Origin of the sequence: Streptomyces sp. bgisy159 (assembly GCF_965341775.1) — a bacterium.
In the GTDB taxonomy this organism is placed as follows: Bacteria; Actinomycetota; Actinomycetes; order Streptomycetales; family Streptomycetaceae; genus Streptomyces.
Genome location: NZ_CBDQZH010000005.1, coordinates 230,782 through 257,666, shown reverse-complemented (window position 1 = coordinate 257,666; position 26,885 = coordinate 230,782). Strand labels below are relative to the sequence as shown.

Sequence of the window (26,885 nt, the reverse complement as noted above, 5' to 3'; positions counted from 1 at the left end):
GGGTTGATCATCACGGTTCGGCCGGTTGTCTACGACGGACACCTTCGACGCTGCCCGTCTGAACCTCAGCCGACGACAGTCAGCCACGACGGCGGGCGCGCCGGCCGACCACGCACGCGTGTGTCTCGCTGCACCCCCACTGGCCTCGGCCACGCTGCCATGCCGTCGACCAGAGCAAGCCGCGCCGGCGGAAGCGTGGCAGCGAGACCTTGCGTGACGACCTCTTCGTCCCGAAGCAACTTGGGTGTGAGCCCTGCCTTGGGAGGGTGTGTCCTTCACGTGCAGTGATGGTCCGCAGACGTCCGAGCTTGTCCGCCGTTGTCACGCAGTTAGACACTCGCCCGGTGTGGCTCCCGGCGCGTGGGATCAGCGCACGTCAGCTCAGTTCTCCGGGTGCAGGCATAACACGTCCAGTGTGGCAGATCATCGCCGGGACCCCAGGCCAGAGCGGGGTGGGGGTGGTCACCTGCGGGTGCTGACTGTCAGCGTTGGTCGACCTCGGACGGCCCAGAGACGGCCCGCAAGCCCATGGTGGGTGTCCTCCGAACAACCACCGAGCGTAGGATTCCTAGGGCAAAATGACGTGCGACCAACCCTGCCATCCCCCTCACCTGAGGATCCGAGCGCATCGAATACATGAACGCCACTTTGGAGAAAACCTTCGAGCTCTTCGCAAGACGCATCAGCTTGAGTCAACAGGAGCTTGATGAGGCACTACAGCGAGCTGAGGAAATTTGTCAATTCCTTTCCCAGACAGCCACGGTGCAAGAATGCAAGATAACTGGCTCTATTGCCCGCTCAACGGCGATTCAAGAGTTCTCCGACGTAGACGTCGTAGCAGTGTTGAGTCCGCACCCGTCTGCGGAAAACACCCCCCGTTCCATCACAGCAAGACTTCTGGACACCCTTAAATCCAGATACCACGAAGCACACATCTCGGAAAATACAGTTCGCATACACTTCGCCCAAGGTCCAGACGTTGACGTAATCCCGGCCATTCCCGATATCAGTAAGCCCAAGAGTGGAATCTATAAAATTCCGTCAGCCAATCGAGACCGATGGAATGCATACGCCCCAGAGGAGCGCAATCAAGATATCAATCGAAAAGGTGCGCTACTCGGAGGGGAATTCATTCACCTCATCCAGATAATCAAATGGTGGAGTAAACAAAACGGCCAGCCCCTCGCATCCTACGAGATCGAGAATATCGCGAGCGCCACGTTCCGTTTTCGGATGCCATCGATCACGCGTGCGATAGTTGAGTTCTTCGAGATTGCGGAAACTTCATCCGTAACACGCCAAAAAGCTCACATTACTTCAATTTCTGTTGCACGAGCCATCGCCAGTAAGGCCCTTCGGTGCGAACAACAAGGGGATACGCGAGGGGCTCTCGATCACTGGGGGAGCTTGCTAGGTGACCAGTTCTCAAGCGTCGTCTCATGAAATCATCGCACTGGCCAATGCACAGCTTGAGAAAGCAGCAAAGGGTTACAGGGCGAGTAGGTGGCTCCAGGTGGCAACCTTTTCTCTTAGCGTCACATCGGTCTTCATCGCGAGTCCACTGACTTATGTTCCCGCCCTGATCGCGTTGGGCGTCCAGATTTCATCCTGGGTCACGCGCAATAGAGCCGCGAAATGCCACTCAGCTGGAGAGGAGGGAAGGATGCGCGGCCTCTTGCTTGACGCTCTCGGAACAGTCGGCGAAAAAGTCGACCTCAGTAACTGGTTTGGTCGCGTAACTCCACCCGCAGGAGAATCACTCCCCTCCCCTGTTCCAGCAGACTATTTCGCTAGCGAGGCTTCTCTTGGCATGAAGAGACTCTGCGAACATCTCCAAGAGAATGCCTTTTGGGGGAAGCATCTGTACAAGTCAGCCGCAGACTACTACGGACGCATGCTGTGGATATTTTCGATTGCAGCTCTTGGGGCCATCCTCATCGCCATCCCAATAACCTCTGGCGACAACAATATTATTCTTGCACGCTTGATCGTAGTTGCTTTGGCCTCTGGAGCCGCCTTCACACAGCTGGCTGAAGTTATGGCTTGGCGATCAGCCGAGGCGAAGAGTGAGACACTTGACCGGCGCCTTGACTCACTCACAACTTTCACAGATGAAGAACTTTCCTCCTCTCGCATTGGTACGGTTTTTTCAGCCTACGGCGACTACTGCATCGCCACTTCAGGGGCGCCGCCGGTACCGACCTGGATTTACACAGGCCAGAGGGAGCGTGTAAATGCCCTGTGGGCAAGGAGGGGAAACGACTAGAGGTCAGTACCTGGCAATGGCCCCGAGGCTGTAGAACGCATTGAGGGCGCGGAAGGCAGTGCGGGTGACCCAAAGGACCTCAGGGCTGTGGCGTGTCGCGGGCGAGCCTCTTCTTCTTGCGCTCAGCCACACGGCCAGGAGATTCAAATACCTCTTCGAGAATCTCGTCCATCAACCCCAGGATCTCCGCAGCGTCTTCTTGAGGGATGGGCTCGTCGACGAGATCTCCGTGGGCGACTTCGTTGCCGCTGAAGCGCACTTCATCAGCGGCATCCCGCACATGCTCCCTAATCAACTTCGCGCTGTACATGCGCTCAATCATCTGCGCCAAATTCGCGCCGGTCATTCCCTTAACCTTGGCTGTCGATTCGACAACGGAGCGGGCTACTGCCACTGCACCGCGGAGGTATCCAGCCGCAAGGCACCCATGAGCTTCGTTGGCGGCGGCTGCAATCGTGACAGGAACGTGTTCATACTCGTGCACTGGCTTCGCGGTAGGAAACCAGTGCTCAACCTCAGAGTCCACAAGGGTTCGCTCAGCCAGAGCACGCTCGGCGGCTTCGCCGGTAGCAACGTTAATGCCTCCGCAGTAGTCGCATGTGCACGCTTGTTGAACTTCTACTTGAGTCCAGCCGTAACCACTGGCGCGGTCGCGAAGCCGAACAGCAGGCGCACAAGGCTTCATGTTCGCGTGACGCCCACACCACCCGCAGTCTGTGCTCATCAGTGTCATAAAGCTCAGGCTACGGCGCTGAGTGCCGCCTTTCTCACTGAAGCCACCACTCTCCCCAGCTCCCATCCCGTCCGCCGTCGACCCACACACCGTGGAGCGGGCGTGGTCCATGGCGTCCAGGTGGAGCGCGCCACTGCACGAACGACCTGGACGCCATGGGCCGCGTCTGCTCGGCTCTGCCTGGGTCGGCGGCGGACGGGATGGGAGCCCACCACGCGCACCACGACGTGCCTTCGGCCGAGAACGGCGCCCCCTCCCACCCGGTGCCGGCCGATCCCCCGCCGGAGGCATGGTCTTGGACTTGGAGGGCACATCCCGTCCTTGCCCGCACGCACGCAGCGCGCCGCCGGGCGCGGCCAGCCGGGGCGCAGACAGGAGGCAGGCCGCGCCGCAGAGGCGGCGCGCGCCCGCGCCGTGCGCGGGCACTTGATGAAGTAGGGAAAGTCTTACCGCGCTGGTCGTTGTTCACAGGGCGAACGGCTCACGGGCCGTAGCTCGGTCCACGATTGGTGGCGGCTGACAACTCGTAGCTCATGGCCCAGAAGATGTAGTCGGTGATGTACGGGCGGCTGTCGTCACGCCGCCTCGTTGCCGGGCCTCTGTCCGTGTTCCAGGTAGACCGGTGCTGCCACGTCGCGCGCCTCCACACCCGCGAGGATGCGTCGGGCCAGGCGCGGAATGGTGCGCTGCGGAATCTGTTCCGGAGAGACGAACGCGAAGCTCCTCAGCTCCTCGCGCTGCAAGGTGATCCGAGCCAAGTCCTCCGGGTCCAACTGGCCACCGTCGAAGAGGTACAGCACCTTGTCGCCCTCGGCCTCACTCGGGGCCCAGTCCACGGCCAGCAGACGACCGATGGGCGGTGTGATGCCCAGTTCCTCGTGCACCTCGCGTTTGGTGGCGTGCAGCGGGGACTCGCCGACCTCGACGTATCCGCCGGGGATCTCCCAGTAGTCCTTGTAGGTCGGCTCCACCATAAGGACCTGTCCAGCGGCATCAAAGAAGAGCGCACCCGCTGCCATACGCGGATGCGCCATCTTCGTTTCCTGTTCAGTCGGCGCCATGCAGTCGAGCGTACCCAGCTCAGACGACATGCAGCCTGTTGGCCAGGTCCGCCAGGCTCCGGCTCGGCCGGCCTCGCTGGTTGCGGACCCAGGTGAGCACCAGTTCGCGGGCGAGGTAGTGGCTGCGTACCTGCTCAGGTGCCCAGCTCTCCGCTTCGAGGATCTTCGCCAGTGCGTCGTCCGCACGGTTGTGGGCGCTGAGGGCTCGGGCCACTTCGAGGTTGTGCCGGGTCCGGCGCTCAGTCGGCAGGCCGCTCGTGTCGATCTGCGGGCCCAGGTCTACCGCGACCTGCATGTCTCCCAGCTCTGCGGCGGTCGCCACCTGGTGGATGGCCACGTTCGTGGGGCCGAAGGCCGTCCACACGTGATTCGCGTCGGCTCCCAGGTGCCGCGCGGCCCGGTCCGCCTCCACGAGGAAGGTTCGCGTCGTTGCGCGGTCCTCCGCTCTGGCGGCCGCCATGGACCCCGCGAGGAAGAGCGTCCCGTAGATCGACAGGAACTCGGGGCCCGCGTCGTCAAGACCGGGGCGGAGGAACTCCCCCGCATCTCCCACCAGCTGCGTCGCGGCTTCGAACCGTCCGTTGGACAGCAGACAGTGAGCCACGGAGCGGAACAGGGACCCGGTGACCACTGTGTTGCCGGACTGCTGGGCAGCGGCCAAACCGCGGTCGGCCGCGATCCACGCGAGGTCGGTCTCGCCGAGCTTCGTGAGCACCATGGCAGCGCCCTGGTATGTCATCGCCATGAGCTCGTGGGCCTGTTCGCGTTCCCGCCCCTCGTACGCCTGGGCGGCGATGACCACGTCCGCCAGGAGCAAGGGCAGACGACGGGTCGCGAACGCGTACCGCGAGTCCTGGTAGGCGTCCCACACCTCTGCGACGTTGTTGCGGAGTTCGTCCAGCGGTGTCGGCTCGCCCTCGGTCGTGACGCCCAGGAGGGGTGTGAGCTGGCGGTAGTTCATCAGGGCCGAGCGAAGCGCCGGCACCGTGCGTGTTCCACTGTCGGCCGTCCAGTCGAGCAGAGTCGGTTCGGCGAGCAGATCACCAAGGGTCACATCCAGGGCGTCGGCGAGCGCCTTGATGACGGAGAGCCGGTCCAGCTCGATCCTGTTGTTCTCAGCCTTGCTCAGCCAGTCGACGGTCCGGCCGACCAGCCCGGCCAGCACCTCCTGGGACATGCCCCGCCTGCGGCGGTACCAGGCGACGCGTTCACCGATGGTCAGGTTCGTGGTCATTCCTCGCATGGCAAGAGCGTCCCCCCGTCTCTACACGGGACCCCGGAGAGATTTTCCGGGGTCCTCCGGCAGCCCCGTCCTAGCGTTGCTGACAACCACAGGGAATGTCAGGTCGAACCGCGAAGAAGGAGCCACGATGCCGCTCACCCCGGCCGAAGTGGTGGAACTCATCAGGGACGTCAAGGAACTTGGCGAGGAGGTGGCTGCACTCGGACGCCGCGCTGAGGCGCTGGTCAGCCGTCTTGCTTCTGTGTCCGCACGAACTGCTCAAGCTGGTCCATCCGCTCAGCCAGCCGACGCACTTCTTCGCGGACCTCAGTCAGGTACCCGGCGATCTCCTCGAACTCCGAGCTGTGCTTTGCCGGACGAGGCTCCTCGGGAAGCGTGACGAAACTGCCCTTCCCCTGATGGGAGCGGGCGTAGCCGTCCTCGCGCAGGCGGGAGATCGCTTGCCGGGCCACCGTGCGGGAGACGTCGTGCGTGTCCATCAGCGCGGTCTCGGACGGCAGCTTGGTACCAGGAGTCAGCTCCCCTTTGCGGATGCGGCGCTTGAAGTCGTCAGCGATCTCCAAGTACTTCGCGCGTCCGGTGAACTCGGCCATAGCCCCTCTCAGTGCTTGTCGCACTAAGTGCAGCACATCCGACCTACAGCCGTCGAGAACCTACTTGACGTACTAAGTGCTTCAGGTGCACCCTCATTGCATGCCGACGTACTAAGTACGTCAAGTTCCAACGAACAACGCCTAGCTAGGAGCGCACTCATGCGTCAGATCCCCGTCGACACCTCCGCCGCGACCGTGATGGTCGCCAAGACCCCCCAGCCCAAGGTGAAGGACCGCCGTACCGGCGAGATCGCCACCGACATGGAGACCGGCGCGAAGCTGATGACCGTGGACGTGATGTTCGCGGCGAACGACGAGGTGGAGATCCTGTCCATCACCGTGCCCGAGCCGGGTATCTCGGGTGAGCTGACCATGGGTACCCCGGTCGCGCTCACGGGCCTGATCGCCCGGCCGTGGGAGAACGACTTCAACGGCCAGAAGCGGCACGGCATCGCCTTCCGCGCCGTCGCGGTCACGTCCCTGGTCGCCGCTGCCGCGAACTCCAAGGCGGCCTGATCATGACCGCCTCGACGGTCGCTCTGGTGCTGGTCGTCGCCGCTGCGGGTCTCCTGCGGTGGCGGCGCCCCGCCTGGTACTGGCTGACCTTCGGCGTCACCTTCGCGAGCCTGCGGGTCGCGTTCCGCTACGCCTCCGTCATGGACGCCTGTGGTCTGACGGTCCCGCCCTCGCGCTGGCGCCTGGCCCTGGCCCGGCTCACCAACCAGGACGTGCCGGCCGCTCGCCCGCCGCGCATCCTGCGCTTCCGGCCGACCCGGACCGGCCTCGTCCTGCGGCTGGGTCTGCGCCCCGGCCAGGACGCCTTCGACGTCGCCGCCGCCTCGGACCGGCTGCGCCACTCCTTCTCGATGTACGGGGTCACCTCGCGTGAGGTGCGTTCGGGTGTCGTGGAAGTGCGGATGACCGGCTACGACGTCCTCAAGCGGGTGCAGATGCCCGCCAAGCTCGACACCCGCCCGATGCGGGTCCCCGTCGCCCTGCGTGAGGACGGCTCGGTGCACTACCGCGACTACCGGGCCGTCCCGCACGCCCTCACCCTGGGCGCCACCGAGTCGGGTAAATCCGTCTACCAGCGCAACCTGGTCGCCGGGCTCGCCCCGATGGACGTCGCCCTGGTCGGCATCGACTGCAAACAGGGAGTGGAGCTGTTCCCGCTGGCCCGCCGGTTCTCCGCGCTGGCCGACAACCCCGACACCGCCGCCGACCTCCTCGACGCGCTCGTGTCCCGCATGGAAGGGATCTATCAGCTCATCCGCGCCGAGCAGCGGATCACCTCCGCCGTGCCGGACGCCGAGATAGCCGCCGACATCTGGGACCTGCCCGACCACCTGCGGCCCGTTCCGGTCGTGGTCCTGGTCGACGAGGTCGCCGAACTCGCCCTGTTCGCCAGCAAGGTCGAGGAGAAGCGGCGCGACCGCATCATTACTGCCCTGGTCCGCCTCGCCCAGCTCGGCCGCGCCGCCGGCATCTACCTGGAGATCTGCGGACAGCGTTTCGGATCCGAACTCGGCAAGGGCATCACCATGCTCCGCGCCCAGCTCACCGGCCGCACCGCCCACCGCGTCAACGACGAAACCTCCGCCAACATGGCCTTCGGCGACATCTCCCCGGACGCCGTCCTCGCCGCCATCCAGATCCCCGCCGAACTGCGCGGCCTCGCCGTCGCTGGGGACTCCACCGGCGGCTGGCACCGCATCCGCGCCCCGCACACCTCGCTCCGCCAGGCCGTGAACACGTGCAACCGGTACGCCGACCGCACCCCGGACCTGCCCGAACTGGCCCCCTTCCGGCCCGAGCTGACCAACACCTCAGAAGCTCTGGTGCCGCTGTCCAAGTCGGCGCCGGCCACCGCCTGACCCTCCAAGCTCCACGGTCGGCGCGACCGCTTCCGCGCCAGGTCCCTACCCCCTCCACGCCTGCTGACAGGAAGGACCCCGGATGTTCTGCGAGCACTGCGGCGACCTCGACGGCGCCGAGACCGGCATCGACCACGACGAACGCGACTGCCCTCTCTACGAGACGCCCGACACCGACTCCGAGGAGGAGTGACCGCCATGTGCCCCGACTGCGAGGACTTCGCCCGCACCGTCCTGCTCCTGGGCCAACTCGCCCTCTACGCCGACACCATCGGCGCTGACCTCGAGTTCGTCGACGCCGTCAGTCCTTCCCTGGCCGCTTCGCTCCCCGAGCCGCCGACGGGTGAGGAGTCCTGATGGCCGCCCGTCCCGGCCTGCGCGTCGACGCAGTCCTGGTCCAGGCCGTCATCGCCGGAGCCCTGTCCTTCGCCCACCTGCGCGACCTGGCCGCCGCTGCCGGACAGGACGGCTGGAAGGCCTGGGCCTACCCGGTCAGCGTGGACCTGCTCCTGGTCGCGGCCTGGCGGCGGCTGCGCAGTGAGGGTCCGTCGCGGCTGGCCTGGTGCTGGTTCATCATCGCGCTGTTCGCCTCGCTCGGCGCGAACGTCGCCACCGCCGGGTTCCTCGACCTGGCCGACCCGCCCGCCCTGCTCCGCCTCGGCATCGCCGGATGGCCCGCCCTCGCCTTCCTGGGCGGCACCCTCCTCGCCCACTCCAGCAGGCACCAGCCGACAACCCCGCCGGCCCCGGCCCCGGAACCCGAGCCCGAACCCGAGCCGGTCACCACGACGACCGAGCCCGAGTCGGACCGCGCCGTGGCCCCGGCCGATGAGCCCTCGGCGCTCCCGGCCCCCGAGCCGACTCCCGCGCCCGCGGTTCCGGCCGTCCTCCTCGACCACGCCCGCAAGGTCGCCGCCGACTACCGCACCCGCACCGGCGCCCCGATCGACACCGACACCCTGCGCGCCCGCCTCGGCGTCCCGCCTCACCTCGCCGACGCCATCGCCGCCCAGCTCGCCTGACAGGAAGGAACGACAGATGACCTCCGACCCCGCCGACCTGACCGCCGCCGACTACCTCGACAGCGCCCGCGAGATGACCGCCGCCGACCGGCCCTACCTCGCCCACCTGCTCGCCGAGGAAGCCGCACAGCGCACCACCGACCCGGCTACCGCCGCCGGTATCCGCGCCACCTTCCCCGACCCGACCACCACCCGGAGGGACTGACCGCCATGCCCGCCCGCGACCACTTCCACTCCGTGATGCGGATCGGCCCGGTGCAGATCGGCACCCACCGCGACCGCCACGGCCAGACCAAGTACGCCGCCGTGTGCACCGCCGACCGCTGCGGCTGGTCCGCCGACTACTCCAGCCAGTCCGCCGCCCAGCTCGCCGCCCGCACCCACCGCTGCCGCGTCCGCTAGGAGACACCGCCATGGAAGTCCCGCTCTGGTTCGCCCTCGCCGTCGTCGGCTACCTCGGCGTCAAGTTTCTCCGCCCGCCCTGGTGGCTCGTCGCCGTCCTCCTCCTGGGCGGCTACCTCCTCGCCGACAGCGTCCTGGCCCCCGCTATCGACACCGCCCTCACCAAGTAGCCGCGAAGGGAGAACCGCCATGTTCCGCCCGAAGATCCCGACCATGCCCATGCCGACCGGGCTCGTCTCCCCGCCCGCCGTCGTCGAGCCGACCACCGTTGCCCAGCACCACCCGACGCCCGCCCCGGCCCCGGTCGCTTCGGCCCGCCCGACTGTCCAGCTCACCCCCGGTGCCGTCCTCGCCCTCGTCGGCGGCGGTACGGCCGTGGTCCTGGTCGTCGGCGCCGTCCTGGTCTCGATGCTCCTGGCCGTCGCCATCACGGGCGCGTCCGTCGCCGTCTGCGCGCTGGTCGTCCGCTCGCTCATCGCCTCGCAGCACCGCCGCTGAGCGGTTCCAGGGGCGACGCACAAGCCGCCAAGCACGCCGCCGCTCCTGGGACCGGGTTCCGCCCACACCAACCGCCATCGACAAGGGGACAAGGTCATGGACCTGCACATAGCCGCGAGCATCGTGCCGTTACTCGGCTGGGCCGTGCACGGGGGCATCCTCACCCGCCGTCTCGCCCGCGCCCGCCGCGACCCGCTCACTGGCCTGCACACCCGCGCCGGATGGACCGCCCGCGCCGAACACCTCGTCCGCCGGCACCCGAACGCCGCCGTGCTCCTGGTCGACCTCGACCACTTCAAGAACCTGAACGACACCCACGGCCACGCCGCCGGGGACGCCGCCCTCGCCGCCACCGCCGACCGGCTGCGCGCCTGGTGCGGACACAACGGCACCGCCGGACGCCTGGGCGGGGACGAATTCGTCGCCGTGATCCGGGACCTGGCCGCCGTCGACCTCGACGCGCTCACCGCCGCACTGCACCGGCCGCTGCCCTACGACGGGACGTTGCTCCCGCTGGCCGCCTCGGTCGGCGTCTGCCCCGTCGCGGAGCTGGCGGTGCCGCTCCTCACGGACGCGCTCTCCGCCGCCGACGCGGCCATGTACGCGACCAAGGGCCGCACCCGCCGTGGCTCCCGCACCACTCGCTGACCGGCCACCGGGTGGCGCACAAGCCGCCAAGCACGCCGCCACCCGGGGCCGTTCCTTCCAACCGCAATCGAAAGGAACCACCATCATGGCCCACCCCACCACACCCCCGCCGAGGATCTGCCCGGCCTGCGACGGCTTCGCCTCCGTCGCCATCACCCTCGGCGGCCGCGACCACCGCGGCCACCTGCGCACCATCACCGCGCACTGCCCGGCCTGCCAGGGCACCGGCACCACCCCCGCCCGCCGCTCCCGGGAGGGTGCCCGTGCCTGAGCAGCTGCTCGACCCGACCACCCTCGGCGACCTGCTGAGGGTGGCTTCGGCCGCTGACTACCACCGCTGGCACGAACAGATCCGCCGCACCGGCGGCTGCGCCGACCCCATCCACCTGACCGGCTGGACCCTCACCAAGGACAAGACGACCGGCGAGACCCTGCACCACTACTCCACCGAGGGCGAACCCGGCGGACGCCTCCGCCTCGCCTGCGGCAACCGCCGCGCCTCCCGCTGCCCCTCCTGCGCCTGGACCTACGCGGGCGACACCTACCACCTCATCCGCGCCGGCCTCGCCGGGGACGACCGTCGCGACATCCCCGCCACCGTCCGCGACCACCCCCGCGTCTTCGCCACCCTCACCGCCCCCTCCTTCGGCCCCGTGCACAACCGGCCCGACCGGGGCGTCTGCCGCTGCGGCACCCGCCACGCCGCCGACGATCCCGCCCTGGGTACGGCCCTCGACCCGGAGACGTACGACTACGCGGGCGCGGTGCTGTTCAACAACCACGCCGGACAGCTCTGGCAGCGCTTCACCAACCGGCTCCGCCGCGAAGTCGCCGCCCGCGCCGGCCTCTCGCAACGGGCACTGAAAGAGTGCGCCCGGCTCTCCTACGGCAAGGTCGCCGAGTTCCAGAAACGCGGAGCCCTGCACTTCCATGCCGTGATCCGCCTCGACGGACCCGACGGCCCCGCTACCCCGCCCCCGGCCTGGGCCACGGTCGGCCTCCTCACCGACGCCATCCGGGCCGCCGCCGCGCACTCCTACACCTCGGTCTCCGTCCCGGCCGTCGCCGGCCAACCGGGCCGGATCTTCCGTTGGGGCACCCAGCTCGACGTCCGCCCGGTCAAGGCCTTCGGTGACGGCTCCGACATCACCGAACAGGCCGTCGCCTCCTACGTCGCCAAGTACGCCACCAAAGCCGCCGAGAACACCGGCACCCTCGACCGCCGCATCGGCGAACTCTCCGAACTCGACCGCCACGACGTCCCCGACCACACCCGCCGTCTCATCAAAGCCTGCAAGGAACTCGACCCGCTCTACCCCGACCGCCGCCTGTGGGCCTGGGCCCACATGCTCGGCTTCCGCGGCCACTTCTCCTCCAAGTCCCGCCGCTACTCCACCACTCTCGGCACCCTCCGCCAGGCACGCGCCGACTACCGCGCCGCCCAGGAACACGCCGCCCTCGGCCTCGACGACGCCGAGCCGGACACCGTCCTGGTCCTCGCCGACTGGCAGTACGCCGGACACGGCCACACCCCCGGCGAATCCGTCCTCGCCGCCACCATCGCCCGCGACCTCCAACTCAACCGGGAAACCGCTCGCGAAGCACTACGCGATGAACTCGCCGACGAAAGGGAGTACTGACCATGGCCTCGGAGCTGCCGAACCGGTTCCTGACTCCTGAGGACCTGGTCGAGATGTTCGAGCTGCCCAGCGTCGAGACGGTCTACCAGTGGCGCCGCAAGCGCACCGGTCCCCGCGGCTTCCGCGTCGGCCGGCATCTCCGCTTCGACCCGACCGATGTACGGGCCTGGGTCGACTCCCAGATCGGGGAGGCTGCCTGATGGCCGGACACGTGCAGGACCGCTGGTACCGGACCGAGGTCGGCCCGGACGGCAAGACCCGCAAGGTGAAGACCGAGCGGCACGGCCTCGGGATGCGCTACCGGGCCCGCTATATCGGCCCGGACGGCACGGAGAAGTCCAAGAGCTTCCCGGACAAGCAGAAGCGCTTGGCCGACACCTGGCTGACCAACATCGAAGCGGACATGGCGCGCGGGCAGTACATCGACCCGAGGGCAGCACGGGTCACCTTCCGCGAGTACACGGACCGCTGGCTGGCCGCACTGACCACCGACCTCACGAGCCGGGCCGCCGTCGAAGGCAGGCTGCGCCTTCACGCGCTGCCGTACCTCGGCACACGCCCCATCGGCTCGTTCCAACCCGAGCACATCCGCGACTGGAACCGCCAGCTCGAAGACTCCGTGACGTCCGCCCAGTACCGGCGCCTCATCTTCGACGCGGTGTCCTCCGTCCTCAACGCGGCCGTGGATGACCGCCTCCTGGCCTCGAACCCCTGCCGGGCACGATCGGTCAAGGCACCTCGCCCCGCGCCGTCACGCGTCCATCCGTGGTCCGCCGATCAGGTCTTCGGCGTGCGCGCCGGTCTTCCCGAGCGGTACCAGGCCATGGTCGACCTGGGTGCGGGGTGCGGACTGCGGCAGGGCGAGATCTTCGGCCTGGCCGTCGACAACATCGGTGATCTCGGCTGGCTCTACGTCCGTCAGCAGGTCAAGAAGGTGCGCGGCACGCTCGTCTTCGCGCCACCCAAGCGCGGCAAGCTCCGTGACGTGCCCCTCGATCCTGAGGTGTCGACGGCGCTCCGCGAGCACATGGCGGCCTTCCCACCCGTCGACGTGACGCTGCCCTGGCTCACCCCGACCGGCCCCAAGGTCACGCACCGGCTCCTCTTCACGAGTGGCATCGGCGCGGCCATCTGGAGCCAGGCGTTCAACGACCAGGCATGGAAACCCGCGCTCGCGTCCGCCGGCATCATCCCGGCCCCCGAGAAGGGCAAACGCTACGCCGCCGCCCGCGAGCACGGCATGCACGCCCTGCGGCACTTCTACGCCTCGGTCCTCCTGGACGCCGGGGAGAGCATCAAGGCCCTGAGCCTCTACCTCGGCCACAGCGACCCGGGCTTCACGCTCCGCGTCTACACGCACCTCATGCCGTCCAGCGAGACCCGCACCCGGAAAGCCATCTCCGCGATGTACCGGGCCGCCGGACACGCTCATGACGGCCCAGAGACGCCCGACGGCCCAGAGGCGGCCCAGGCTGCCTGACACGGCCCCTCATCGGCGACGAAACCGCTGGTGAGGGGCCTTTTCATGCCCTCTCGCGGTAAGTAACACCCCATCTTGCCGGATCGCCACCCCTGGGGGGAAACCCGTATGGGCCTGGGGTCCTGACCTGGGACTTCCCGCTGCGGCTCAGGGGGCTCGACTGTCCTGGCAGGCACCGACGAGTGGCCTCGTGCGCTGGTGATGCGCTCGGGCCCGGTCGCGCCGTGCCGGCCGCCGCCTCGTCCGACGAGCCCCTGCGCCTGCATCGGCCTGGTCCTTACCAGGGAGGTCGCGGCCTGGTTCGAGGCACTGGCCGCAGAGGACTGGGACAGCGCCGAGCAGGTGGAAAACCCCACCGACATGCTGGCGGCCACGCGCCCGACGCTCGGCCGCCCACTGGCCGGTCGGTGGCCGACTGCGCGGGGTCGCAGACTCTACGAGTGCTGTTCCCTGCGGCGCAGGAGGAGCAGGACCGCTCCGCCGATCAGGACCAGGCCGATGGCCGTGCCGGCGATCAGCGGGGTCAGGCCGGTGGTGCCGGTCTGGGCCAGGTCGGCGTCGGGCGGGGTGCCCGCCGTGACGGGGGTGGGCTCGCTGACCGTCTGGGTGGTCAGGCCGGTGGTGTCGGCCTGGATCCGGCAGTCGAGGACGCCGGTGAACCGCTGCCCGGCGATGGTGAAGTCGTAGGACTGGTCCTCCTGGAGCGGGATCGTCACCGTGCGGGTCTCGTCGGCGGCGATGGCGTACTCGGTGCCCATCAGCGTGAACGTGAAGACCTCGTCGCCGTTGTTGACGACGGTCAGGTCCAGGCCGCCCTTGGCGCAGTTCTTCCGCGCGGACAGGGCCGGTATCGCCCCCTGCCCCGCCCAGCTCGCGGTGGCCGTCGCCGAGACGGTCGACGCGCTGGAACCCGCGAGGATCTGGGTCTGGCTGCGGCTCTCGGAGGTGAACGCCCGGCCGACCGGGACCGTCGTGGACGCCTGGACGGTCAGCTGGGCGGACCCGTCGGGCGCGTCGGCGGGGACGTCGAAGTAGAGCCGACTGCCGTTCGCGGCGGCCGAGAGCGCCTTGCCGGCCTGGTCCACGACACGCACCCCGCTGGTGGCCGCGTCCACCGGCGGGATCACCGTGACGGCGCTCGCGTCGGTGCGGACGGTCACCGGGCCGATGGGCTCGCCGGGCCGGCCGGAGACGGCGGACGTGTCGAGGCTGAGGGACGCCTCCGGTTCCGGCACGTTCCGCGCGGCCTTGTGGAGGTAGTCCGCGAGCCGCTCGGCCTGCGGGTCCACCGCGTCGACGTCCGCGCCGTCGGAGTAGCGCCAGATCGCGACCTGGGTTCCGGCCGCCGCGTCCTCCTCGGTGAGGCCGCCGGTGATGCCCGCCTTCCTCGCCAGTGAGGCCAGATCGTTGACCTGCGGGTAGGAGTGGCGCAGGATCCACGCGATCCGGCCGGCGTCGGGGTTGGCGCTCAGGGAGCTGCCGCTCCAGGGGGTCTCGTGGTACTTGGCGTCCCGCTGGGTGGGGTTCTGGAGGTCGACGCAGTACGTGCGCAGCGTGCCGCCGCCGTCGACGGACATCTCGAAGAGCCCGGCCGAGATCTCCTGGTCCCCGGTGGCGCCGTGGAGCACGGCGGCGCCGAAGGTCTTCAGGGCGCCCATGGTGGCGGTCGCCCCGGCCTGGTCCGGTGCCGTGCCGGCGGCGGCGGCCGGGCCGGCGGCGGCCAGCGCACCGGCGGCCACGAGCCCGGACACCACGGTCCCGGCGGCGAGGCGGCGGCCCGGGCCCCGCCTGCGTACGGACAGGGCAGAGAACCAAGAAAACACGCAATTCCCCTTCGAGCGGGACCCGTTGACGTGGGGGGAACGGTCCCACCAGCAGAATCGGAAGCCACAGGAGCTATGTCCGGCATCCTAGAGACGCGGCGGACCACGCTTCCCGGTAAGGTCATCCGATAACCGATCCGACTCGGAATCGTTATCCCCAAGATCTCCCGGCAGCGCCCTTGATCTGGGCTTATCGACAAATCCACCCGCGTGTTCCGGGGCGTATGCGCCGATAAGCCGAGCAACGCCTCACCCGGGGCGTGTCGCTGACGTCATGTCACCGACGTCAGGGACCGCCGCCTTGCGCGTTCACCCTCCGGCGCCGGTGCCGCCTCCGCGCCGGCCGACGGTGGCTGCTGCGGCGACGGTTCCCGGCCCGGTTCCGCAGCATCCTGCTCCGCCGCCTGCTGCTCTCGCGCGTCCTGCCCGGCCGCATCCGCTGCGGCCGTCTCCCAGTCGGGCTCCGGAGCCCCGCCGCGGCGGAAGGCGTCCGTGCCGCGCGCCAGGTCGTGGCCGATCGCCACGGCGTCGATGTCGGCGGACGTCCAGGTCTGCCCCTCGCGCACCTCCGAGCGCACCTTCAGCCGGCCCTGGACGATCACCGGTTCGCCGAGCGACACCGACGACTGCACATTGACGGCCAGCTTCCGGTTGGCCCACACCGTGAAGAAGTTGGTGTGGCCGTCCGTCCAGTCGTTCTTCTCCCGGTCCCAGTAGCGGGGGGTCACCGCCAGCCGGAACCGGGCCGACGGCCCGGACGGCAGCTCCCGGTAGACCGGCTGCGTCGCCACGTTCCCCACCGCGCAGATCATCGTCTCGTGCATGGTCGTACATCCCTCCCCCGCCCGGGCGGGGCCCGCTCCGGGCGGACACGCCGACGGGCCCGTCCCGTACGGCTGCGTCCGCCGTGGCGGCCCGCCTTCGCCTCGCGGGCCACCACGGCTTCGCCGCGACCGCTTCCGTCGCGATCGCCGCGAAGCCAGACTGCCGCCGTCGGGCCGGGCCCGCCGAGCGCTGTGGACGAACTCCGATCTGTGGAAAAAGTCCTCACCCGGACGAGGGACCCGCGTCGCCGACCACCGTCGCCCACCCCGGTGGGCGACGGCCGGCAGCCCCGGGGGGCCGCCGTTCACCGCACTCCGGCCCCCGCGCCCACGACACGCCCGTACTGCTCCCGCACCTCCCGGTACCGCAGCAGCTCCGACGCCACGGGGTCGAGCACCCGGGCCCGGCCGCACCCGGCGGCCGCCTCCCTCAGACGCCGCTCCGCGTCCTGGCCGTACCGCCGGGCGGGACCGCGGGCCGCCATCCGGCAGCTCCACTCCACCAACGGTCCTCCGACGATCCCCGCCAGCATCAGCAGCACCGGCACTCCGAGGTTCGGCGCCATGACCCCGGCGATCTGCCCCACCAGCCACAGGCCGCCCACGACCTGAAGGAGCGTCATCGACGCCTGTACGAGGACCGCGACCGGCCACCATCCGGGCCGCGGCGGCCGTCCCGGAAGCAGCCCGGCGCGGACCGACAGGGCGTCCAGCGCCTCCGGCAGGCCCTGCGCCCCGCGTACGGCGGCCTCGCGCACCGCCTGCGCCCAGGGGGCGGGCAGGCCGGCCGAGGCGCTGTCGGCCACCGTGCGCACGGCCTGTTCCACGCGCTGACGGGCCGTCGCCTCCTCGTCGGCCTGGATGCGCACCGGGAGCCGGCCCGTCGGGGGGTCGCGGCGGTCCTGGTACCAGCGCCACAGCCGCAGCCAGGGCGTGCCGCAGGCGCGGTTGGCGTTGCGCAGCCAGGCCCGCTCGGCGGCCTCCCCGGCAGCGATGGCGCCGACCGCGTCCGCGAGCCTGGCCGAGAACTCCTCGCGCGCCTCCTCGCTGAGGCCCGCGCGCCGCCCCGTGGCGTAGACCGGCCACAGCCGGACCGCCGCCGCGTCGACGTCGGCCGAGACCCGGCGGGCCGGGGCGCCGCGCTCGGTGACGAACTGGCCGAGCAGTTCGCGCAGTTCGCCCACGCCGTCACCGGTGAGCGCGGACAGCGCCAGCACGGTGGCACCGGGTTCGCCGTACTCGCCGAGCGCGACGCCGTCCTCGTCGAGCAGCCGCCGCAGGTCGTCGAGGACCAGGTCGGCGGCCTCGCCGGGCAGCCGGTCGACCTGGTTGAGGACGATGAACATGACCTCCGCGTGTCCGGCCATGGGGCGCAGATAGCGTTCGTGGAGGACGGCGTCGGCGTACTTCTCGGGGTCGACGACCCAGATGACGGCGTCGACGAGGGCCAGGACGCGGTCGACCTGTTCGCGGTGCTGCACGGCCGCCGAGTCGTGGTCGGGCAGGTCCACGAGGACGAGTCCGCGCAGCTGCGCCTCCGCCTCGGGGCTCTGCACGGGGCGCCGCCGCAGCCGGCCCGGGATGCCCAGGCGGTCGATGAGGGCCGACGCGCCGTCGCTCCAGCTGCACGCGATGGGCGCGGCGGTGGTGGGCCGCCGTACCCCCGTCTCGGAGATCGGCACGCCGGCGAGTGCGTTGAAGAGCTGCGACTTGCCGCTTCCGGTGGCGCCCGCGATGGCGACGACGGTGTGCTGCCCGGAGAGCCGGTGCCGGGCCGCCGCCTCGTCCAGGACGCGTCCGGCCTCGGCGAGGGTCCTGCTGTCCAGGCGGGCTCGGGAGAGCCCCACGAGTTCGCGCAGCGCGTCGAGCCGGGAGCGCAGCGGGGCGTCGTACGCCAGGGTGGGCGCGGGTGCCGGCGTCGCGTTCCGGGCCTCGGTCACGGCCGGGGGGTGCTTGACGCCGACGGCCTCGTTCACCCGGCGTGCGATCAGTCCGTCGTCCCAGTCCCCGGCCGCCTCGGCGGGAGGGTCGTCCGTACGGCGGGGGGAGGTGCCGTCGGCCCGCACGCGCGCGTGGGCTTGGTCGCCACGCACGCGCGCGGGGCGGTCGTCGGGGGCGGCCTGCCGTGAGCGGCTGTCCGACGCGGAACCGGGGGCGGAATCGGCGTCGGCGTGGGGGGCGTCCGGGTCGGACCGGGCGGTCCTGGCGACCGCCCGCTCGCCCGCACGTGCGCCGGCTTGCTGCCCCGCCCGTCCGCCCGTCCGTTCGCTCGGGGAGGGCTCGTCGGGGCCGCGCTCCTCAGCGGTGCCGCTCTCGGCGCCGGTCTCCTCGGCGTCACCCTCGTGGTCCGGCCGGTGGCCGCGGACGTCGGCGTGCGCCTCGGCCGCGGGCTGCCCGGCCGGTTCGGCCTGCCCGGTCCGTTCCGTCGGGCCGTGGTCGTGGTCCTGGTCGGTGGCGGCGGTCACCGGTCACCTCTCCTTCTGCAGTACGGACAGCGCGGCGATGAGTTCGGCCTGGGGCTCGGCGTGGACGTCGAGGGCGTCGAGCGGGGCGAGCCGGCGCTCCCTCTCGGCGCTCATCACCCGGTCAAGATGCTCGGTGAGCAGCCGCCCGCCCCGGTCGCGCAGCCGCAGCGCGCCGTGGGCGCCGAGGCGCTCGGCGAGGCCCTCGCCGGCGGCGCGTGCCCGGCGGCCGCCCAGCAGCGCGGTGGCGACGAGGGCGGTGATCGCCTCGGGGTCCGGCGCGGTGCCGCGCTCCAGCTCGCGCACCTCGTCCTCGGCGTGCTCCTCCAGCTCGCGCAGCCAGCGTCGGACGGCCAGGCCGATGCGGTGCTCGGCGCCGTCCGGTGCGGCGCCCCGGTCGCGCAGCTCCGGGGCATCGGCCGCCGGCTCGCGGCGCCAGGCGTCGTGGACCCGTTCGTCGGCGGCCGTGACGGCGCACAGCAGCAGTGCGGCGAGGCTCTCCACCAGGGCGTCGAGGAGTTCACCGGCAGTGCAGTCGAGGGGGAAGGCGCGCCAGCGCTTGAGGGCGTCGCCGGCGAGTACGGCGCCGCTCTGGAGCCGGCCGCGCACGCGCGCGTACTCGCTGTCGTAGGCGCTGTCGACGGCGGCGGTCAGGCGCAGCGCGGCGGCGTACTGGGCAGCGGCGGCGCCGGCCAGCTCGGGCATACGGGACTTCAGGGAGTCGAGCACGCCGTAGGCGGTACGGGCCATGGCGTGCTGTCGGGAGCCGGGGTCCTGGGCGTGGTGGACGAGCCAGGTGCGCAGGGAGGCCACGGCGCTGGCGGGGAGCAGCCCGCCGCCCCAGGCGGACTCGGGCAGCTCGGGCACGGTGAACCGGGGTACGTCGCCGAGGCCGGCCTTGGCGAGCAGGGCGCCGTACTGCCGGGAGACCTCGGAGACCACCTGGTGGGGGACGCGGTCGAGGACGGTGACGAGGGTGGCGTCGTACTCCTTGGCGGTGCGCAGCAGGTGCCAGGGGACGGCGTCGGCGTAGCGGGAGGCGGTGGTGACCATGATCCAGACATCGGCGGCGCAGATCAGCTCGGCGGCGAGGATCCGGTTGTCGGCGACGAGGGAGTCGATGTCGGGCGCGTCGAGGAGGGCGAGGCCGGGCGGGAGGGTGTCGGCGGTCTCGATGCGCAGGACGCGGCGGGGGTCCTCACCGGGCAGCAGGAGGTCGTCCCGGACGTCCCGCTGGGGCGTGCACACGCGCGTGAGGTCGGGCAGCACGCGCATGCCGCTGAACCAGTGCTGGTCCTCCGGGTGGCAGACCAGCACCGGGGTGCGGGTGGTCGGCCGCAGCACACCGGCTTCGCTGACGCGGCGTCCCACGAGGGAGTTGACCAGGGTGGACTTTCCGGCACCGGTCGATCCGCCGACGACGACCATGAGTGGCGCCTCGGGCTGTCTGAGCCGTGGCACCAGGTAGTCGTCGAGCTGGGCGAGCAGTTCGTCGCGGTTGGCACGCGCGCGTGGGGCGCCCGCCAGAGGCAGCGGGAAGCGTGCGGCGGCGACACGGTCGCGCAGCGCGGAGAGTGCGTCGAGCAGTTGAGGCCGTACGTCCAAGGTCACCACATGCGAAGAATGCCCAATTTCGGGGTAATTATGAAGCATATGAGCATGCCTGCGCGCCGACCGGACACAACGGACGGAAGGGGTGAGCGGGACAGCGGCATAGGCCAGGCATAACGAGTGCACAACACCCGTGGACCCAGACGCCAAAAGCGATGCACGATTCGTACCTGCCTGCGATTATCAGGACCGCTTCACCGAACCTCCACATCAAGCCACGGAGGCGAAGCGACAGGGGCAAGGATGCGGGAGCCCTATCCTTGTCCCCGGCGTCGTCACGGACCGGCCCACACCCGGCCCCCACGCACGAGGCCACCACACCCGGCCCCCGTAGCTCAGTGGATAGAGCAGGCGCCTTCTAAGCGCTTGGCCGCAGGTTCGAGTCCTGCCGGGGGCGCACATCACCGGTCCGGCAGTTGGGCCAGGTGAGTCGCCGAGTCCCTCGCGCCCAGCTCTCACGAGAGAGCCACGGGCGTGACGCGGAGGCCCGAGCAATATGCCGAACCGCCGTGTGACTGACGCCGGTTACGGCAACACCCGCCGGCGAGAACGGGAAGGCCGGTGGGGACAGCCGACGTCCCGCACCGCACCGCACCTCGTCACTTCACGAACGATCCCTGGCCCAGCACGGTGTAGAGCCGCCCCTCTTCCCTGAGAGCGGCCACAGCCTTCTGCACCGTCGAGGGCGCTACATCCAGTTCAGCCGCCAGCTCGTTGACGGCAGGGAAACGCTCGCCGGGCGGGTACTGTCCCGCGTCGAGCCGTCTCCTCAGCTCATCCGCCACCTGGGGCCAGACAGGCACCGAACGGTCAAGATCCATGCCACGAGCATCCGCGTATCTCCGGGATCACGCGACCGCGTATACGCGAATATGCGTATACTTCAGCGAAACCCCTGAGTCGGCGGCTGCGGGCAGCGAAGACCCCCGCGACCGACGCGAACCGGCCCGGGGGCATGGCCCTCAACCCCAGGAGGAAGCGCCGCGCCCCGTGCGTGCCGACTGAGCGCGCCTTTGCGGATGCACCCGCCGAGCCCGTGGGTGTGGCGCATCCCCTCCCCGCTCACCGCGTCCCGCCGTCGTCGTCAACGCCGACGGCTCCCCGCTCATCCGCCCCTACCTCATCGCCTGCGAGCGAGAGCAGGAGCGCCTTCGGCGGCCCGACCGGCGCGGCGTGGTCACCCTGGCGACCGTCGGCGTCGGCTTCCCCGGGGTGACGGCATGAGCAGCACCTCCCGCTCACACCTTCGCCTGCTGCCGTTCCGTGGAGCGGAGGGCAAGCGCGCGCATCTGGTCACCGACGGCACGGAGACGTTCCTGTCCCGACTCGCCGACGACCTGGAGACTCAGCAGATCGAGACGGCCACGGTGGTCCGGGACCTGGCCCACTCGGTGATCGCGGACCAGGTGGAGCCCAGCCCCGACGAGCTTCGCCTCGTCGTGCGTGGCCTGTGCGAGGCGGTCACCGACCTGCTCACCATCGCCGAGAGCCGGGGCCTGCGCGTACCCGCGTACGAGGACACCGACGACACGACGAGCAGCGACGCGGGCATCGAAGAGGGCGAGGGCGAGTGACCATCGACATGTCCCCCGCCCAAGCCGCGTTCGGGGCCCTCGGAGAGCATTGCGCCACCTGCGAGACCTGCACGGCGGTGAACCCGGACGGCTCCAACGCGAACCTTTCCTGCGCGACCGCCGAGCGGCTGTACCAGCTGCACGCGGACGCTCGTCGAGCCACGTCCCTCGCCGGATCCACGGCCGCCGGCGAGCCGCATTCATGACGGTGGGCCACGGAGCGCCTCCCTGCCTCCGCGGGCGGCTCTCCGTGGTCCCGGCGCCGTCCCTGTCAGCAAGGCCGCGTCCCGCCGGAGGAGTTCGAAGGACGCGTCGGCGCTTCGGCAGCAGGCATAGCGGTGGCCGACGGTCGCATGCGACGCTGCGTCCACTCTGGTGAGGAGGTCGTCGAGTGGTCCACGCGGAGCCCATGGCACGCCACACCGTGGCGCCGGCCGTCCGTGAGCTGATGGGGCGGCACTCCAAGCACCACCCGCTCAACACCACCGTCAGCCTCGGCGGGGACAACTTCACGCTGTGTGCCCACATACGGGTGCGGTGGCTGACGGACGACCAGGTGAGGGTGTCGGTGGCCTGTTGGTCCGTCAGTACGGACATGGCGCGATACTTCGGCGGGCGTCCGCCGACGGATGACGAATACCGTCTCCACCCGTACGGCACGGCCACCCCGGACGAAGCCTTCACCGGCCGTGTGACCGGCCACCTGGCGACCTGCATGCACGCCCTCGACTCCCCTCAGCCGGACGACGACGGGCACCTCGCCATCACCGTGCCGTCGGTTCCTCCTGGCCTCCCATCGGATCAGGCCGAGGCAGGGCGGTGAAGGTACGACCGTCACCATCACCGTCACCGGCAATGGACAGGGGCCAGAGGTTCGAGTCCGGCCGGGGGCGCTCCGCCTTCTCGGTCGAGGACCGGGTGCGGCGCGTGCCCGCCCGGTGGAGGCAGAGGGCTGTGACGGCGGCGGTCAGGGAGAGCGTGCCGCCGGTCCAGAGTGCGGCGCGGGGGCCCAGGAGCTCGATGAGCCGGCTGAGCGGGAGCGAGCCGAGAGGTGCCGCGCCCTGGAGGATCAGCAGGTAGAGGGCGATGACGCGGCCCCGGTAGCGGCGGTCGGTGCCCAGTTGGACGTGGTGGTTGGTGGCCTGCGCGAAGTACGTGGCCGTGAAGCCGACGGCGGCCAGCGCCGGCAGCGTCGAGGCGAACGTGGGCGTCAGGCCCGCCCCGGTCTCGCACAGGCCGAAGGCCGTCGCCGCGCCGATGACCACACCGGCCCGGGGGCGGCCCGTACGGGCCGTCGTCACGAGGGCCGCCGCCAGGGAACCGGCGGCCACCGCCGAGGTCAGCAGGCCGAACGACTCGGCTCCCACCCCGAACTCCGTCTTCGCCAGCAGCGGCAGCGCCAGCTGGAAGTTGAAGCCGAACAGGCACACGCAGGCCAGCAGCGTCAGGGGCAGCAGGAGGTCGCGGCGGCCGCGGACGTGGGCCAGGCCGTCCCGCACACCACCGGTCCGCCGGGGCCGGGGGCCTGGCGGGCGGTGCAGTTCCGACTCGCGCATCAGCAGCAGGCTCGTCACCGTCGCCGCGTAGCTGACCGCGTTGAGCGCGAACACCGGGACGGGACCGAACCGGCCGATGAGCAGGCCCGCGAGAGCCGGGCCGCCCACCCTCGCCACGTTGAAGTAGGCCCCGCTCAACGCGGAGGCGTTGGGCAGCAGGTCGGGACCGACCATCTCGCCGACGAAGGCCAGGCGCGCGGGACCCTCGACCGCGTTGACCACGCCGATGGCCGCGGCGAAGACGTAGATCTGCCACAGCCGCGGCTGCGCCGCCACGGCCGCGCCGTAGACCAGCGCCGACAGCGCCGCCGCGGTCGCGTTCGCGGCCAGCAGCAGCATCCTGCGGTCCCGTGCGTCGGCCAGCGTGCCACCGTGCAGCGTCAGCAGCAGCACCGGCAGGAACTGCAGCGTGGTGACGACGGCGAGTTGGGTCCCCGAGTCGCCGGACAGCGACAGCACCAGCCAGTCCTGGGCGACGAACATCGTCCAGGTGCCGGTCACCGAGAACAGCTGCCCCACCACGAACAGGCGGAAGTTGCGCACGGCCAGCGAGCGGAACATCCGCGTCAGTACCCGTGGTGGGGGCCGGCCGCCGCCGCGCCCCACCCCACGGCGGCCGCGGGCCGCATCCGCTCGGCCCGCCACCACAGCGCCCGCTCCGCCGCCGGGACGGCGGTGCCGGCGCCGCCGTCGCGGGCCCGCGCCAGCGCCAGCAGCACCGCCGTCACCGCCGCCAGTTCGTCGGCGGTCGGACTGCCCCGCCGTACCCTCAGGCCGGTACCCCGCCCGCTCACTGCGGCTGGTTCCCGTGCTTGCGGCTCGGCAGCGGCGCGTACTTGGTGCGCAGCACGGCCAGGGCGTCGATGAGCCGGGTGCGGGTCTCCGCCGGCTCGATCACATCGTCGACGAGGCCGCGTTCGGCCGCGTAGTACGGGTGCATCAGCTGCTCCCGGTACTCCTCCAGGTAGCGCTTGCGGGCGAGTTCCGGGTCGGGCGCGGCGGCGATCTCCCGGCGGAAGACGACGTCGGCGGCGCCCTCGGCGCCCATCACGGCGATCTCGTTGCCGGGCCACGCCAGGGAGACGTCGCAGCCGATGGAGCGCGAGTCCATGACGATGTACGCGCCGCCGTACGCCTTGCGCAGGATCAGCTGCACCCGGGGAACGGTGGCGTTGCAGTAGGCGTAGAGGAGTTTGGCGCCGTGCCGGATGATGCCGCCGTGCTCCTGGTCCACGCCGGGCAGGAACCCGGGGACGTCGACGAGGGTCACCAGGGGGATGTTGAAGGCGTCGCAGAACTGCACGAAGCGGGCCGCCTTCTCGCTGCCGTCGATGTCGAGGACCCCGGCGAGGGTGGCGGGCTGGTTGGCGACGATCCCGGTCACCTGGCCGTCGAGGCGGGCCAGGGTGCACACCACGTTGGCGGCCCAGCCGGAGTGCACCTCGAAGTGCTCCCCGTGGTCGACGATCTCCTCGATCACCCGGCGCATGTCGTACGGCCGGTGAGGGTCGGCCGGCACCAGGTCGGCCAGCGCTTCGGTGCGCCGGTCCACGGGGTCGGAGGGCGGCTCGGCGGGCGGCTGTTCGCGGTTGTTGCCGGGCAGCAGCGACAGCAGGTGCCGGACGTCGTCCAGGCAGTCGGCCTCGTCGTCGTGGACGAAGCCGGCCACGCCGGACAGGGTGCCGTGCGGATCGGCGCCGCCCAGCGCGTCCTGGGTGATCGTCTCGCCGGTGACCGCCTTGACCACGTCGGGGCCGGTGATGAACATCTGCGAGGTGCCGCGCACCATGAAGACGAAGTCGGTGAGGGCCGGCGAGTAGGCGGCGCCGCCGGCGCACGGGCCCATGATCACGCTGATCTGGGGGATCACCCCGGAGTTGCGGACGTTGCGCTGGAAGATCCCGCCGTAGCCGGCAAGGGCGCTGACGCCCTCCTGGATGCGGGCGCCGGCGCCGTCGCACAGCCCCACCAGCGGCGCTCCGGCCTTCGCGGCCATGTCCATGATCTTGTGGATCTTCTCGGCGTGGGCCTCGCCGAGCGAGCCGCCGAAGACGCGGAAGTCGTGGGCGTAGGCGAACACCACCCGGCCGAACACCCGGCCCCAGCCGGTGATCACCCCGTCGGTGTGCGGCCGCTTGTCCTCCAGTCCGAAGCCGGTGGCCCGGTGCCGGCGCAACCCCTCCACCTCGGTGTACGCCCCGTCGTCGAACAGCAGGGCGAGCCGCTCGCGGGCGGTGAGCTTGCCCTTGGCCCGTTGCGCCTCGGTGGCGCGGTCGCTCGGCCCCCGGTGGACGGCCGCGCGCAGGGCGCGCAGCTCGGCGATCCGGCCCTCGGTGGCCCTGGACGGGTTCTCGTGCACGACGGTCATGACGGCACTGCCCTTTCTTCTGCGCGCTCCGGGGAGCGCTGCGAACGTCGTCGGTTCGGGCTCCGGGTCACATCGACCGCGGGGATGCTCCTGTGGCTGTCAGGCGTGTCGGAGGGAAAGGCTGCTGCGCGTGGCACGCGGGCGGAGGGAAAAGGCTCCTGCGGGTGGCACGCGGGCAGGCAGGAAGGCTCCTGCGGCTGGCACGCGGGCAGGCTCCTGCGGCTGGCACGCGGGCAGGCGGGATGGCTCCTGCGGCTGTCACGCGTGGCAGGCGGGAAGGCCGCCGTGGAAGTCGAGCATCTCGGCGAACGCGCCCATCTCGTCGAGGGGTTCGCCCGGCGCCGCACCGCGCTCCTCCGCCATGGCCCGGACCAGGTTCGGAACCAGGCGTTCCGAGTCGAGCAGGCCGCCCCACTCCCCCAGCCGGGTCTCCCGGGCCGCCTCCAGGGGCGGCACCCCCGCCACCACGGCCTCCTTGGCCAGCTGCTGCACCCAGCGCAGGTAGCGGACGCAGGAGTCGACCGTCTCCGGGCCGCCGACGGGCCCGTGACCCGGCACGACCACCTCGGGCTCCAGGGCCCGCAGCCGGTCCAGGGCGCGCAGGGACCCCGCGACGGACCCCATGAGGCAGAACGGGGTGACACCGTTCATCACGATGTCACCGGTGAACAGCACCCGTTGCCCGGGCAGCCAGACCACGGTGTCGCCGCACGTGTGCGCGGGGCCGGGGTGGATCAGCTCCACGTCCTGGCCGGCCGGCCCGCCGTGCAGGGTGATCCGGTCCGTGTAGGTGAGCTGTGGCAGGACCACCTCCACGGCGCCCCACTCGACGTCGGGCCACAGCCGGGTGAGGCCGAGGCCCGACTTCGCCATGTCGGTGCGGGCGGTCTCGTGGGCGACGACCAGGGCGTCGGGGGCGAAGACGCAGTTGCCGAAGGTGTGGTCGCCGTGCTGGTGGGTGTTGACCACCAGACGCCGGGCGGGACCGCCGAGCCGGTCGGCCCCGGCGCGCAGCCGCCGGGCCCGGGCCAGGGTCGGCGCGGTGTCCACGATCATGGTGGCCGCTTCGCCGCGCAGCACTCCGGCGTTGTTCAGGCACCAGCCGCCGTCCGGCTGGACGAAGGCGTGCACCCCGTCGGCGACCTCCTCGAACCGTGGCTCGTGGGCGCCGCGCGGGCGGCTGTGACCGTACTCGCTCATGGCTCTT

At 70.7% G+C, this 26,885-nt stretch carries 31 protein-coding genes and 1 tRNA gene; 19 read left to right on the top strand and 13 right to left on the bottom strand.

Annotated elements, in window-relative coordinates:
• Positions 1-636: 636 nt before the first annotated feature.
• The gene (locus tag ACSLTV_RS08195) at positions 637-1,443 is read left to right on the top strand and encodes an SMODS domain-containing nucleotidyltransferase (protein ID WP_435611904.1); all 807 of its coding nucleotides are present in this window, start codon (positions 637-639) and stop codon (positions 1,441-1,443) included.
• On the top strand, positions 1,415-2,266 hold the full coding sequence (locus ACSLTV_RS08190; RefSeq protein ID WP_435611903.1) for a hypothetical protein: 852 nt from the start codon (positions 1,415-1,417) through the stop codon (positions 2,264-2,266). Before ACSLTV_RS08195 ends, ACSLTV_RS08190 begins: the two co-directional genes overlap by 29 nt.
• 79 nt (positions 2,267-2,345) lie before the next feature.
• On the opposite strand, the gene ACSLTV_RS08185 is transcribed toward ACSLTV_RS08190, so the two are convergent.
• From ACSLTV_RS08185 to ACSLTV_RS08170, 4 genes are all read right to left on the bottom strand, one after another.
• Positions 2,346-2,750, bottom strand: coding sequence for a DUF4145 domain-containing protein (locus ACSLTV_RS08185; RefSeq protein WP_435611902.1), 405 nt, complete (start codon positions 2,748-2,750; stop codon positions 2,346-2,348).
• A gap of 824 nt (positions 2,751-3,574) precedes the next feature.
• A complete protein-coding gene (locus ACSLTV_RS08180; protein WP_435611901.1) occupies positions 3,575-4,060 on the bottom strand; it encodes an NUDIX domain-containing protein in 486 nt (161 codons plus the stop codon).
• A gap of 19 nt (positions 4,061-4,079) precedes the next feature.
• Complete coding sequence (locus ACSLTV_RS08175) at positions 4,080-5,294, bottom strand: helix-turn-helix domain-containing protein (RefSeq protein ID WP_435611900.1); 1,215 nt, start codon at positions 5,292-5,294, stop codon at positions 4,080-4,082.
• A 233-nt stretch (positions 5,295-5,527) separates the two neighbouring features.
• On the bottom strand, positions 5,528-5,896 hold the full coding sequence (locus ACSLTV_RS08170) for a GntR family transcriptional regulator (protein ID WP_435611899.1): 369 nt from the start codon (positions 5,894-5,896) through the stop codon (positions 5,528-5,530).
• Positions 5,897-6,055: 159 nt separating this feature from the next.
• Here ACSLTV_RS08170 and ACSLTV_RS08165 point away from each other — a divergent pair, with 159 nt between their 5' ends.
• From ACSLTV_RS08165 to ACSLTV_RS08105, 13 genes are all read left to right on the top strand, one after another.
• Positions 6,056-6,412 (top strand): SCO3933 family regulatory protein, encoded by a 357-nt coding sequence (locus tag ACSLTV_RS08165; protein ID WP_435611898.1) that lies wholly within the window; start codon positions 6,056-6,058, stop codon positions 6,410-6,412.
• Positions 6,413-6,414: 2 nt separating this feature from the next.
• Entirely contained in the window at positions 6,415-7,770 is a 1,356-nt protein-coding gene (locus ACSLTV_RS08160) for an FtsK/SpoIIIE domain-containing protein (RefSeq protein ID WP_435611897.1), read from the top strand.
• 198 nt (positions 7,771-7,968) lie between these two features.
• Positions 7,969-8,127 (top strand): hypothetical protein, encoded by a 159-nt coding sequence (locus tag ACSLTV_RS08155; protein ID WP_435611896.1) that lies wholly within the window; start codon positions 7,969-7,971, stop codon positions 8,125-8,127.
• On the top strand, positions 8,127-8,792 hold the full coding sequence (locus ACSLTV_RS08150) for a DUF2637 domain-containing protein (protein ID WP_435611895.1): 666 nt from the start codon (positions 8,127-8,129) through the stop codon (positions 8,790-8,792). Before ACSLTV_RS08155 ends, ACSLTV_RS08150 begins: the two co-directional genes overlap by 1 nt.
• Positions 8,793-8,808: 16 nt before the next feature.
• Positions 8,809-8,997 (top strand): hypothetical protein, encoded by a 189-nt coding sequence (locus ACSLTV_RS08145; RefSeq protein WP_435611894.1) that lies wholly within the window; start codon positions 8,809-8,811, stop codon positions 8,995-8,997.
• A 5-nt stretch (positions 8,998-9,002) separates the two neighbouring features.
• Positions 9,003-9,194: a mobile element transfer protein gene (locus ACSLTV_RS08140; RefSeq protein WP_161368208.1), complete on the top strand. Its 192-nt coding sequence runs from the start codon at positions 9,003-9,005 to the stop codon at positions 9,192-9,194.
• Between the two features lie 11 nt (positions 9,195-9,205).
• Complete coding sequence (locus tag ACSLTV_RS08135) at positions 9,206-9,364, top strand: hypothetical protein (RefSeq protein ID WP_107055801.1); 159 nt, start codon at positions 9,206-9,208, stop codon at positions 9,362-9,364.
• A 19-nt stretch (positions 9,365-9,383) separates the two neighbouring features.
• On the top strand, positions 9,384-9,692 hold the full coding sequence (locus tag ACSLTV_RS08130; protein WP_435611893.1) for a SpdD-like protein: 309 nt from the start codon (positions 9,384-9,386) through the stop codon (positions 9,690-9,692).
• A gap of 96 nt (positions 9,693-9,788) precedes the next feature.
• A complete protein-coding gene (locus ACSLTV_RS08125) occupies positions 9,789-10,340 on the top strand; it encodes a GGDEF domain-containing protein (protein ID WP_435611892.1) in 552 nt (183 codons plus the stop codon).
• A gap of 85 nt (positions 10,341-10,425) precedes the next feature.
• The gene (locus ACSLTV_RS08120; protein ID WP_435611891.1) at positions 10,426-10,611 is read left to right on the top strand and encodes a hypothetical protein; all 186 of its coding nucleotides are present in this window, start codon (positions 10,426-10,428) and stop codon (positions 10,609-10,611) included.
• Positions 10,604-11,980: a replication initiator protein RepSA gene (gene repSA, locus ACSLTV_RS08115; RefSeq protein ID WP_435611890.1), complete on the top strand. Its 1,377-nt coding sequence runs from the start codon at positions 10,604-10,606 to the stop codon at positions 11,978-11,980. Before ACSLTV_RS08120 ends, repSA begins: the two co-directional genes overlap by 8 nt.
• A gap of 2 nt (positions 11,981-11,982) precedes the next feature.
• Complete coding sequence (locus ACSLTV_RS08110; RefSeq protein ID WP_031017537.1) at positions 11,983-12,180, top strand: helix-turn-helix transcriptional regulator; 198 nt, start codon at positions 11,983-11,985, stop codon at positions 12,178-12,180.
• Positions 12,180-13,460 (top strand): tyrosine-type recombinase/integrase, encoded by a 1,281-nt coding sequence (locus tag ACSLTV_RS08105; protein WP_435611889.1) that lies wholly within the window; start codon positions 12,180-12,182, stop codon positions 13,458-13,460. The genes ACSLTV_RS08110 and ACSLTV_RS08105 overlap by 1 nt, the downstream gene beginning before the upstream one ends.
• A gap of 434 nt (positions 13,461-13,894) precedes the next feature.
• Here ACSLTV_RS08105 and ACSLTV_RS08100 read toward each other — a convergent pair whose 3' ends face one another.
• The 4 genes from ACSLTV_RS08100 to ACSLTV_RS08085 form a co-directional block, all read right to left on the bottom strand.
• Positions 13,895-15,283 (bottom strand): TQXA domain-containing protein, encoded by a 1,389-nt coding sequence (locus ACSLTV_RS08100; RefSeq protein ID WP_432133073.1) that lies wholly within the window; start codon positions 15,281-15,283, stop codon positions 13,895-13,897.
• Positions 15,284-15,555: 272 nt separating this feature from the next.
• Complete coding sequence (locus tag ACSLTV_RS08095) at positions 15,556-16,107, bottom strand: single-stranded DNA-binding protein (RefSeq protein WP_432133074.1); 552 nt, start codon at positions 16,105-16,107, stop codon at positions 15,556-15,558.
• Between the two features lie 305 nt (positions 16,108-16,412).
• The gene (locus tag ACSLTV_RS08090) at positions 16,413-18,572 is read right to left on the bottom strand and encodes a GTPase (RefSeq protein WP_432133075.1); all 2,160 of its coding nucleotides are present in this window, start codon (positions 18,570-18,572) and stop codon (positions 16,413-16,415) included.
• 3 nt (positions 18,573-18,575) lie between these two features.
• Positions 18,576-20,183 (bottom strand): dynamin family protein, encoded by a 1,608-nt coding sequence (locus ACSLTV_RS08085; protein ID WP_435611888.1) that lies wholly within the window; start codon positions 20,181-20,183, stop codon positions 18,576-18,578.
• A 321-nt stretch (positions 20,184-20,504) separates the two neighbouring features.
• Here ACSLTV_RS08085 and ACSLTV_RS08080 point away from each other — a divergent pair.
• A tRNA-Arg gene (locus ACSLTV_RS08080) sits at positions 20,505-20,577 on the top strand.
• 202 nt (positions 20,578-20,779) lie between these two features.
• On the opposite strand, the gene ACSLTV_RS08075 is transcribed toward ACSLTV_RS08080, so the two are convergent.
• The gene (locus ACSLTV_RS08075; RefSeq protein WP_432133079.1) at positions 20,780-21,001 is read right to left on the bottom strand and encodes a GntR family transcriptional regulator; all 222 of its coding nucleotides are present in this window, start codon (positions 20,999-21,001) and stop codon (positions 20,780-20,782) included.
• Positions 21,002-21,400: 399 nt separating this feature from the next.
• On the opposite strand from ACSLTV_RS08075, the gene ACSLTV_RS08070 reads away from it, so the two are divergent.
• The 3 genes from ACSLTV_RS08070 (at position 21,401) to ACSLTV_RS08060 (ending at position 22,577) form a co-directional block, all read left to right on the top strand.
• On the top strand, positions 21,401-21,754 hold the full coding sequence (locus ACSLTV_RS08070; protein ID WP_435611887.1) for a hypothetical protein: 354 nt from the start codon (positions 21,401-21,403) through the stop codon (positions 21,752-21,754).
• On the top strand, positions 21,751-21,960 hold the full coding sequence (locus tag ACSLTV_RS08065) for a hypothetical protein (RefSeq protein ID WP_435611886.1): 210 nt from the start codon (positions 21,751-21,753) through the stop codon (positions 21,958-21,960). Before ACSLTV_RS08070 ends, ACSLTV_RS08065 begins: the two co-directional genes overlap by 4 nt.
• A 203-nt stretch (positions 21,961-22,163) precedes the next feature.
• Positions 22,164-22,577: a hypothetical protein gene (locus tag ACSLTV_RS08060; protein ID WP_432158461.1), complete on the top strand. Its 414-nt coding sequence runs from the start codon at positions 22,164-22,166 to the stop codon at positions 22,575-22,577.
• Here ACSLTV_RS08060 and ACSLTV_RS08055 read toward each other — a convergent pair.
• The 4 genes from ACSLTV_RS08055 to ACSLTV_RS08040 form a co-directional block, all read right to left on the bottom strand.
• Complete coding sequence (locus ACSLTV_RS08055) at positions 22,519-23,871, bottom strand: MFS transporter (RefSeq protein WP_435611885.1); 1,353 nt, start codon at positions 23,869-23,871, stop codon at positions 22,519-22,521. The two genes, ACSLTV_RS08060 and ACSLTV_RS08055, sit on opposite strands and share 59 nt — an antisense overlap.
• Positions 23,872-23,876: 5 nt before the next feature.
• Positions 23,877-24,104: an acyl-CoA carboxylase subunit epsilon gene (locus tag ACSLTV_RS08050; RefSeq protein WP_432158459.1), complete on the bottom strand. Its 228-nt coding sequence runs from the start codon at positions 24,102-24,104 to the stop codon at positions 23,877-23,879.
• Positions 24,101-25,678 (bottom strand): acyl-CoA carboxylase subunit beta, encoded by a 1,578-nt coding sequence (locus ACSLTV_RS08045; protein ID WP_435611884.1) that lies wholly within the window; start codon positions 25,676-25,678, stop codon positions 24,101-24,103. Before ACSLTV_RS08045 ends, ACSLTV_RS08050 begins: the two co-directional genes overlap by 4 nt.
• 258 nt (positions 25,679-25,936) lie before the next feature.
• The gene (locus ACSLTV_RS08040; protein WP_432158457.1) at positions 25,937-26,878 is read right to left on the bottom strand and encodes an MBL fold metallo-hydrolase; all 942 of its coding nucleotides are present in this window, start codon (positions 26,876-26,878) and stop codon (positions 25,937-25,939) included.
• Between the last annotated feature and the right edge of the window lie 7 nt (positions 26,879-26,885).

Coding starts and splice junctions, on each gene's coding strand:
- ACSLTV_RS08125 (WP_435611892.1), top strand. CDS start 9,789: ATGGACCTGCACATAGCCGCGAGCATCGTGCCGTTACTCGGCTGGGCC.
- ACSLTV_RS08145 (WP_435611894.1), top strand. CDS start 8,809: ATGACCTCCGACCCCGCCGACCTGACCGCCGCCGACTACCTCGACAGC.
- ACSLTV_RS08040 (WP_432158457.1), bottom strand. CDS start 26,878: ATGAGCGAGTACGGTCACAGCCGCCCGCGCGGCGCCCACGAGCCACGG.
- ACSLTV_RS08110 (WP_031017537.1), top strand. CDS start 11,983: ATGGCCTCGGAGCTGCCGAACCGGTTCCTGACTCCTGAGGACCTGGTC.
- ACSLTV_RS08195 (WP_435611904.1), top strand. CDS start 637: ATGAACGCCACTTTGGAGAAAACCTTCGAGCTCTTCGCAAGACGCATC.
- ACSLTV_RS08045 (WP_435611884.1), bottom strand. CDS start 25,678: ATGACCGTCGTGCACGAGAACCCGTCCAGGGCCACCGAGGGCCGGATC.
- ACSLTV_RS08105 (WP_435611889.1), top strand. CDS start 12,180: ATGGCCGGACACGTGCAGGACCGCTGGTACCGGACCGAGGTCGGCCCG.
- ACSLTV_RS08130 (WP_435611893.1), top strand. CDS start 9,384: ATGTTCCGCCCGAAGATCCCGACCATGCCCATGCCGACCGGGCTCGTC.
- ACSLTV_RS08175 (WP_435611900.1), bottom strand. CDS start 5,294: ATGACCACGAACCTGACCATCGGTGAACGCGTCGCCTGGTACCGCCGC.
- ACSLTV_RS08060 (WP_432158461.1), top strand. CDS start 22,164: ATGGCACGCCACACCGTGGCGCCGGCCGTCCGTGAGCTGATGGGGCGG.
- ACSLTV_RS08180 (WP_435611901.1), bottom strand. CDS start 4,060: ATGGCGCCGACTGAACAGGAAACGAAGATGGCGCATCCGCGTATGGCA.
- ACSLTV_RS08140 (WP_161368208.1), top strand. CDS start 9,003: ATGCCCGCCCGCGACCACTTCCACTCCGTGATGCGGATCGGCCCGGTG.
- ACSLTV_RS08095 (WP_432133074.1), bottom strand. CDS start 16,107: ATGCACGAGACGATGATCTGCGCGGTGGGGAACGTGGCGACGCAGCCG.
- ACSLTV_RS08055 (WP_435611885.1), bottom strand. CDS start 23,871: ATGTTCCGCTCGCTGGCCGTGCGCAACTTCCGCCTGTTCGTGGTGGGG.
- ACSLTV_RS08160 (WP_435611897.1), top strand. CDS start 6,415: ATGACCGCCTCGACGGTCGCTCTGGTGCTGGTCGTCGCCGCTGCGGGT.
- ACSLTV_RS08165 (WP_435611898.1), top strand. CDS start 6,056: ATGCGTCAGATCCCCGTCGACACCTCCGCCGCGACCGTGATGGTCGCC.
- ACSLTV_RS08075 (WP_432133079.1), bottom strand. CDS start 21,001: ATGGATCTTGACCGTTCGGTGCCTGTCTGGCCCCAGGTGGCGGATGAG.
- ACSLTV_RS08120 (WP_435611891.1), top strand. CDS start 10,426: ATGGCCCACCCCACCACACCCCCGCCGAGGATCTGCCCGGCCTGCGAC.
- ACSLTV_RS08150 (WP_435611895.1), top strand. CDS start 8,127: ATGGCCGCCCGTCCCGGCCTGCGCGTCGACGCAGTCCTGGTCCAGGCC.
- ACSLTV_RS08155 (WP_435611896.1), top strand. CDS start 7,969: ATGTGCCCCGACTGCGAGGACTTCGCCCGCACCGTCCTGCTCCTGGGC.
- ACSLTV_RS08135 (WP_107055801.1), top strand. CDS start 9,206: ATGGAAGTCCCGCTCTGGTTCGCCCTCGCCGTCGTCGGCTACCTCGGC.
- ACSLTV_RS08070 (WP_435611887.1), top strand. CDS start 21,401: ATGAGCAGCACCTCCCGCTCACACCTTCGCCTGCTGCCGTTCCGTGGA.
- ACSLTV_RS08170 (WP_435611899.1), bottom strand. CDS start 5,896: ATGGCCGAGTTCACCGGACGCGCGAAGTACTTGGAGATCGCTGACGAC.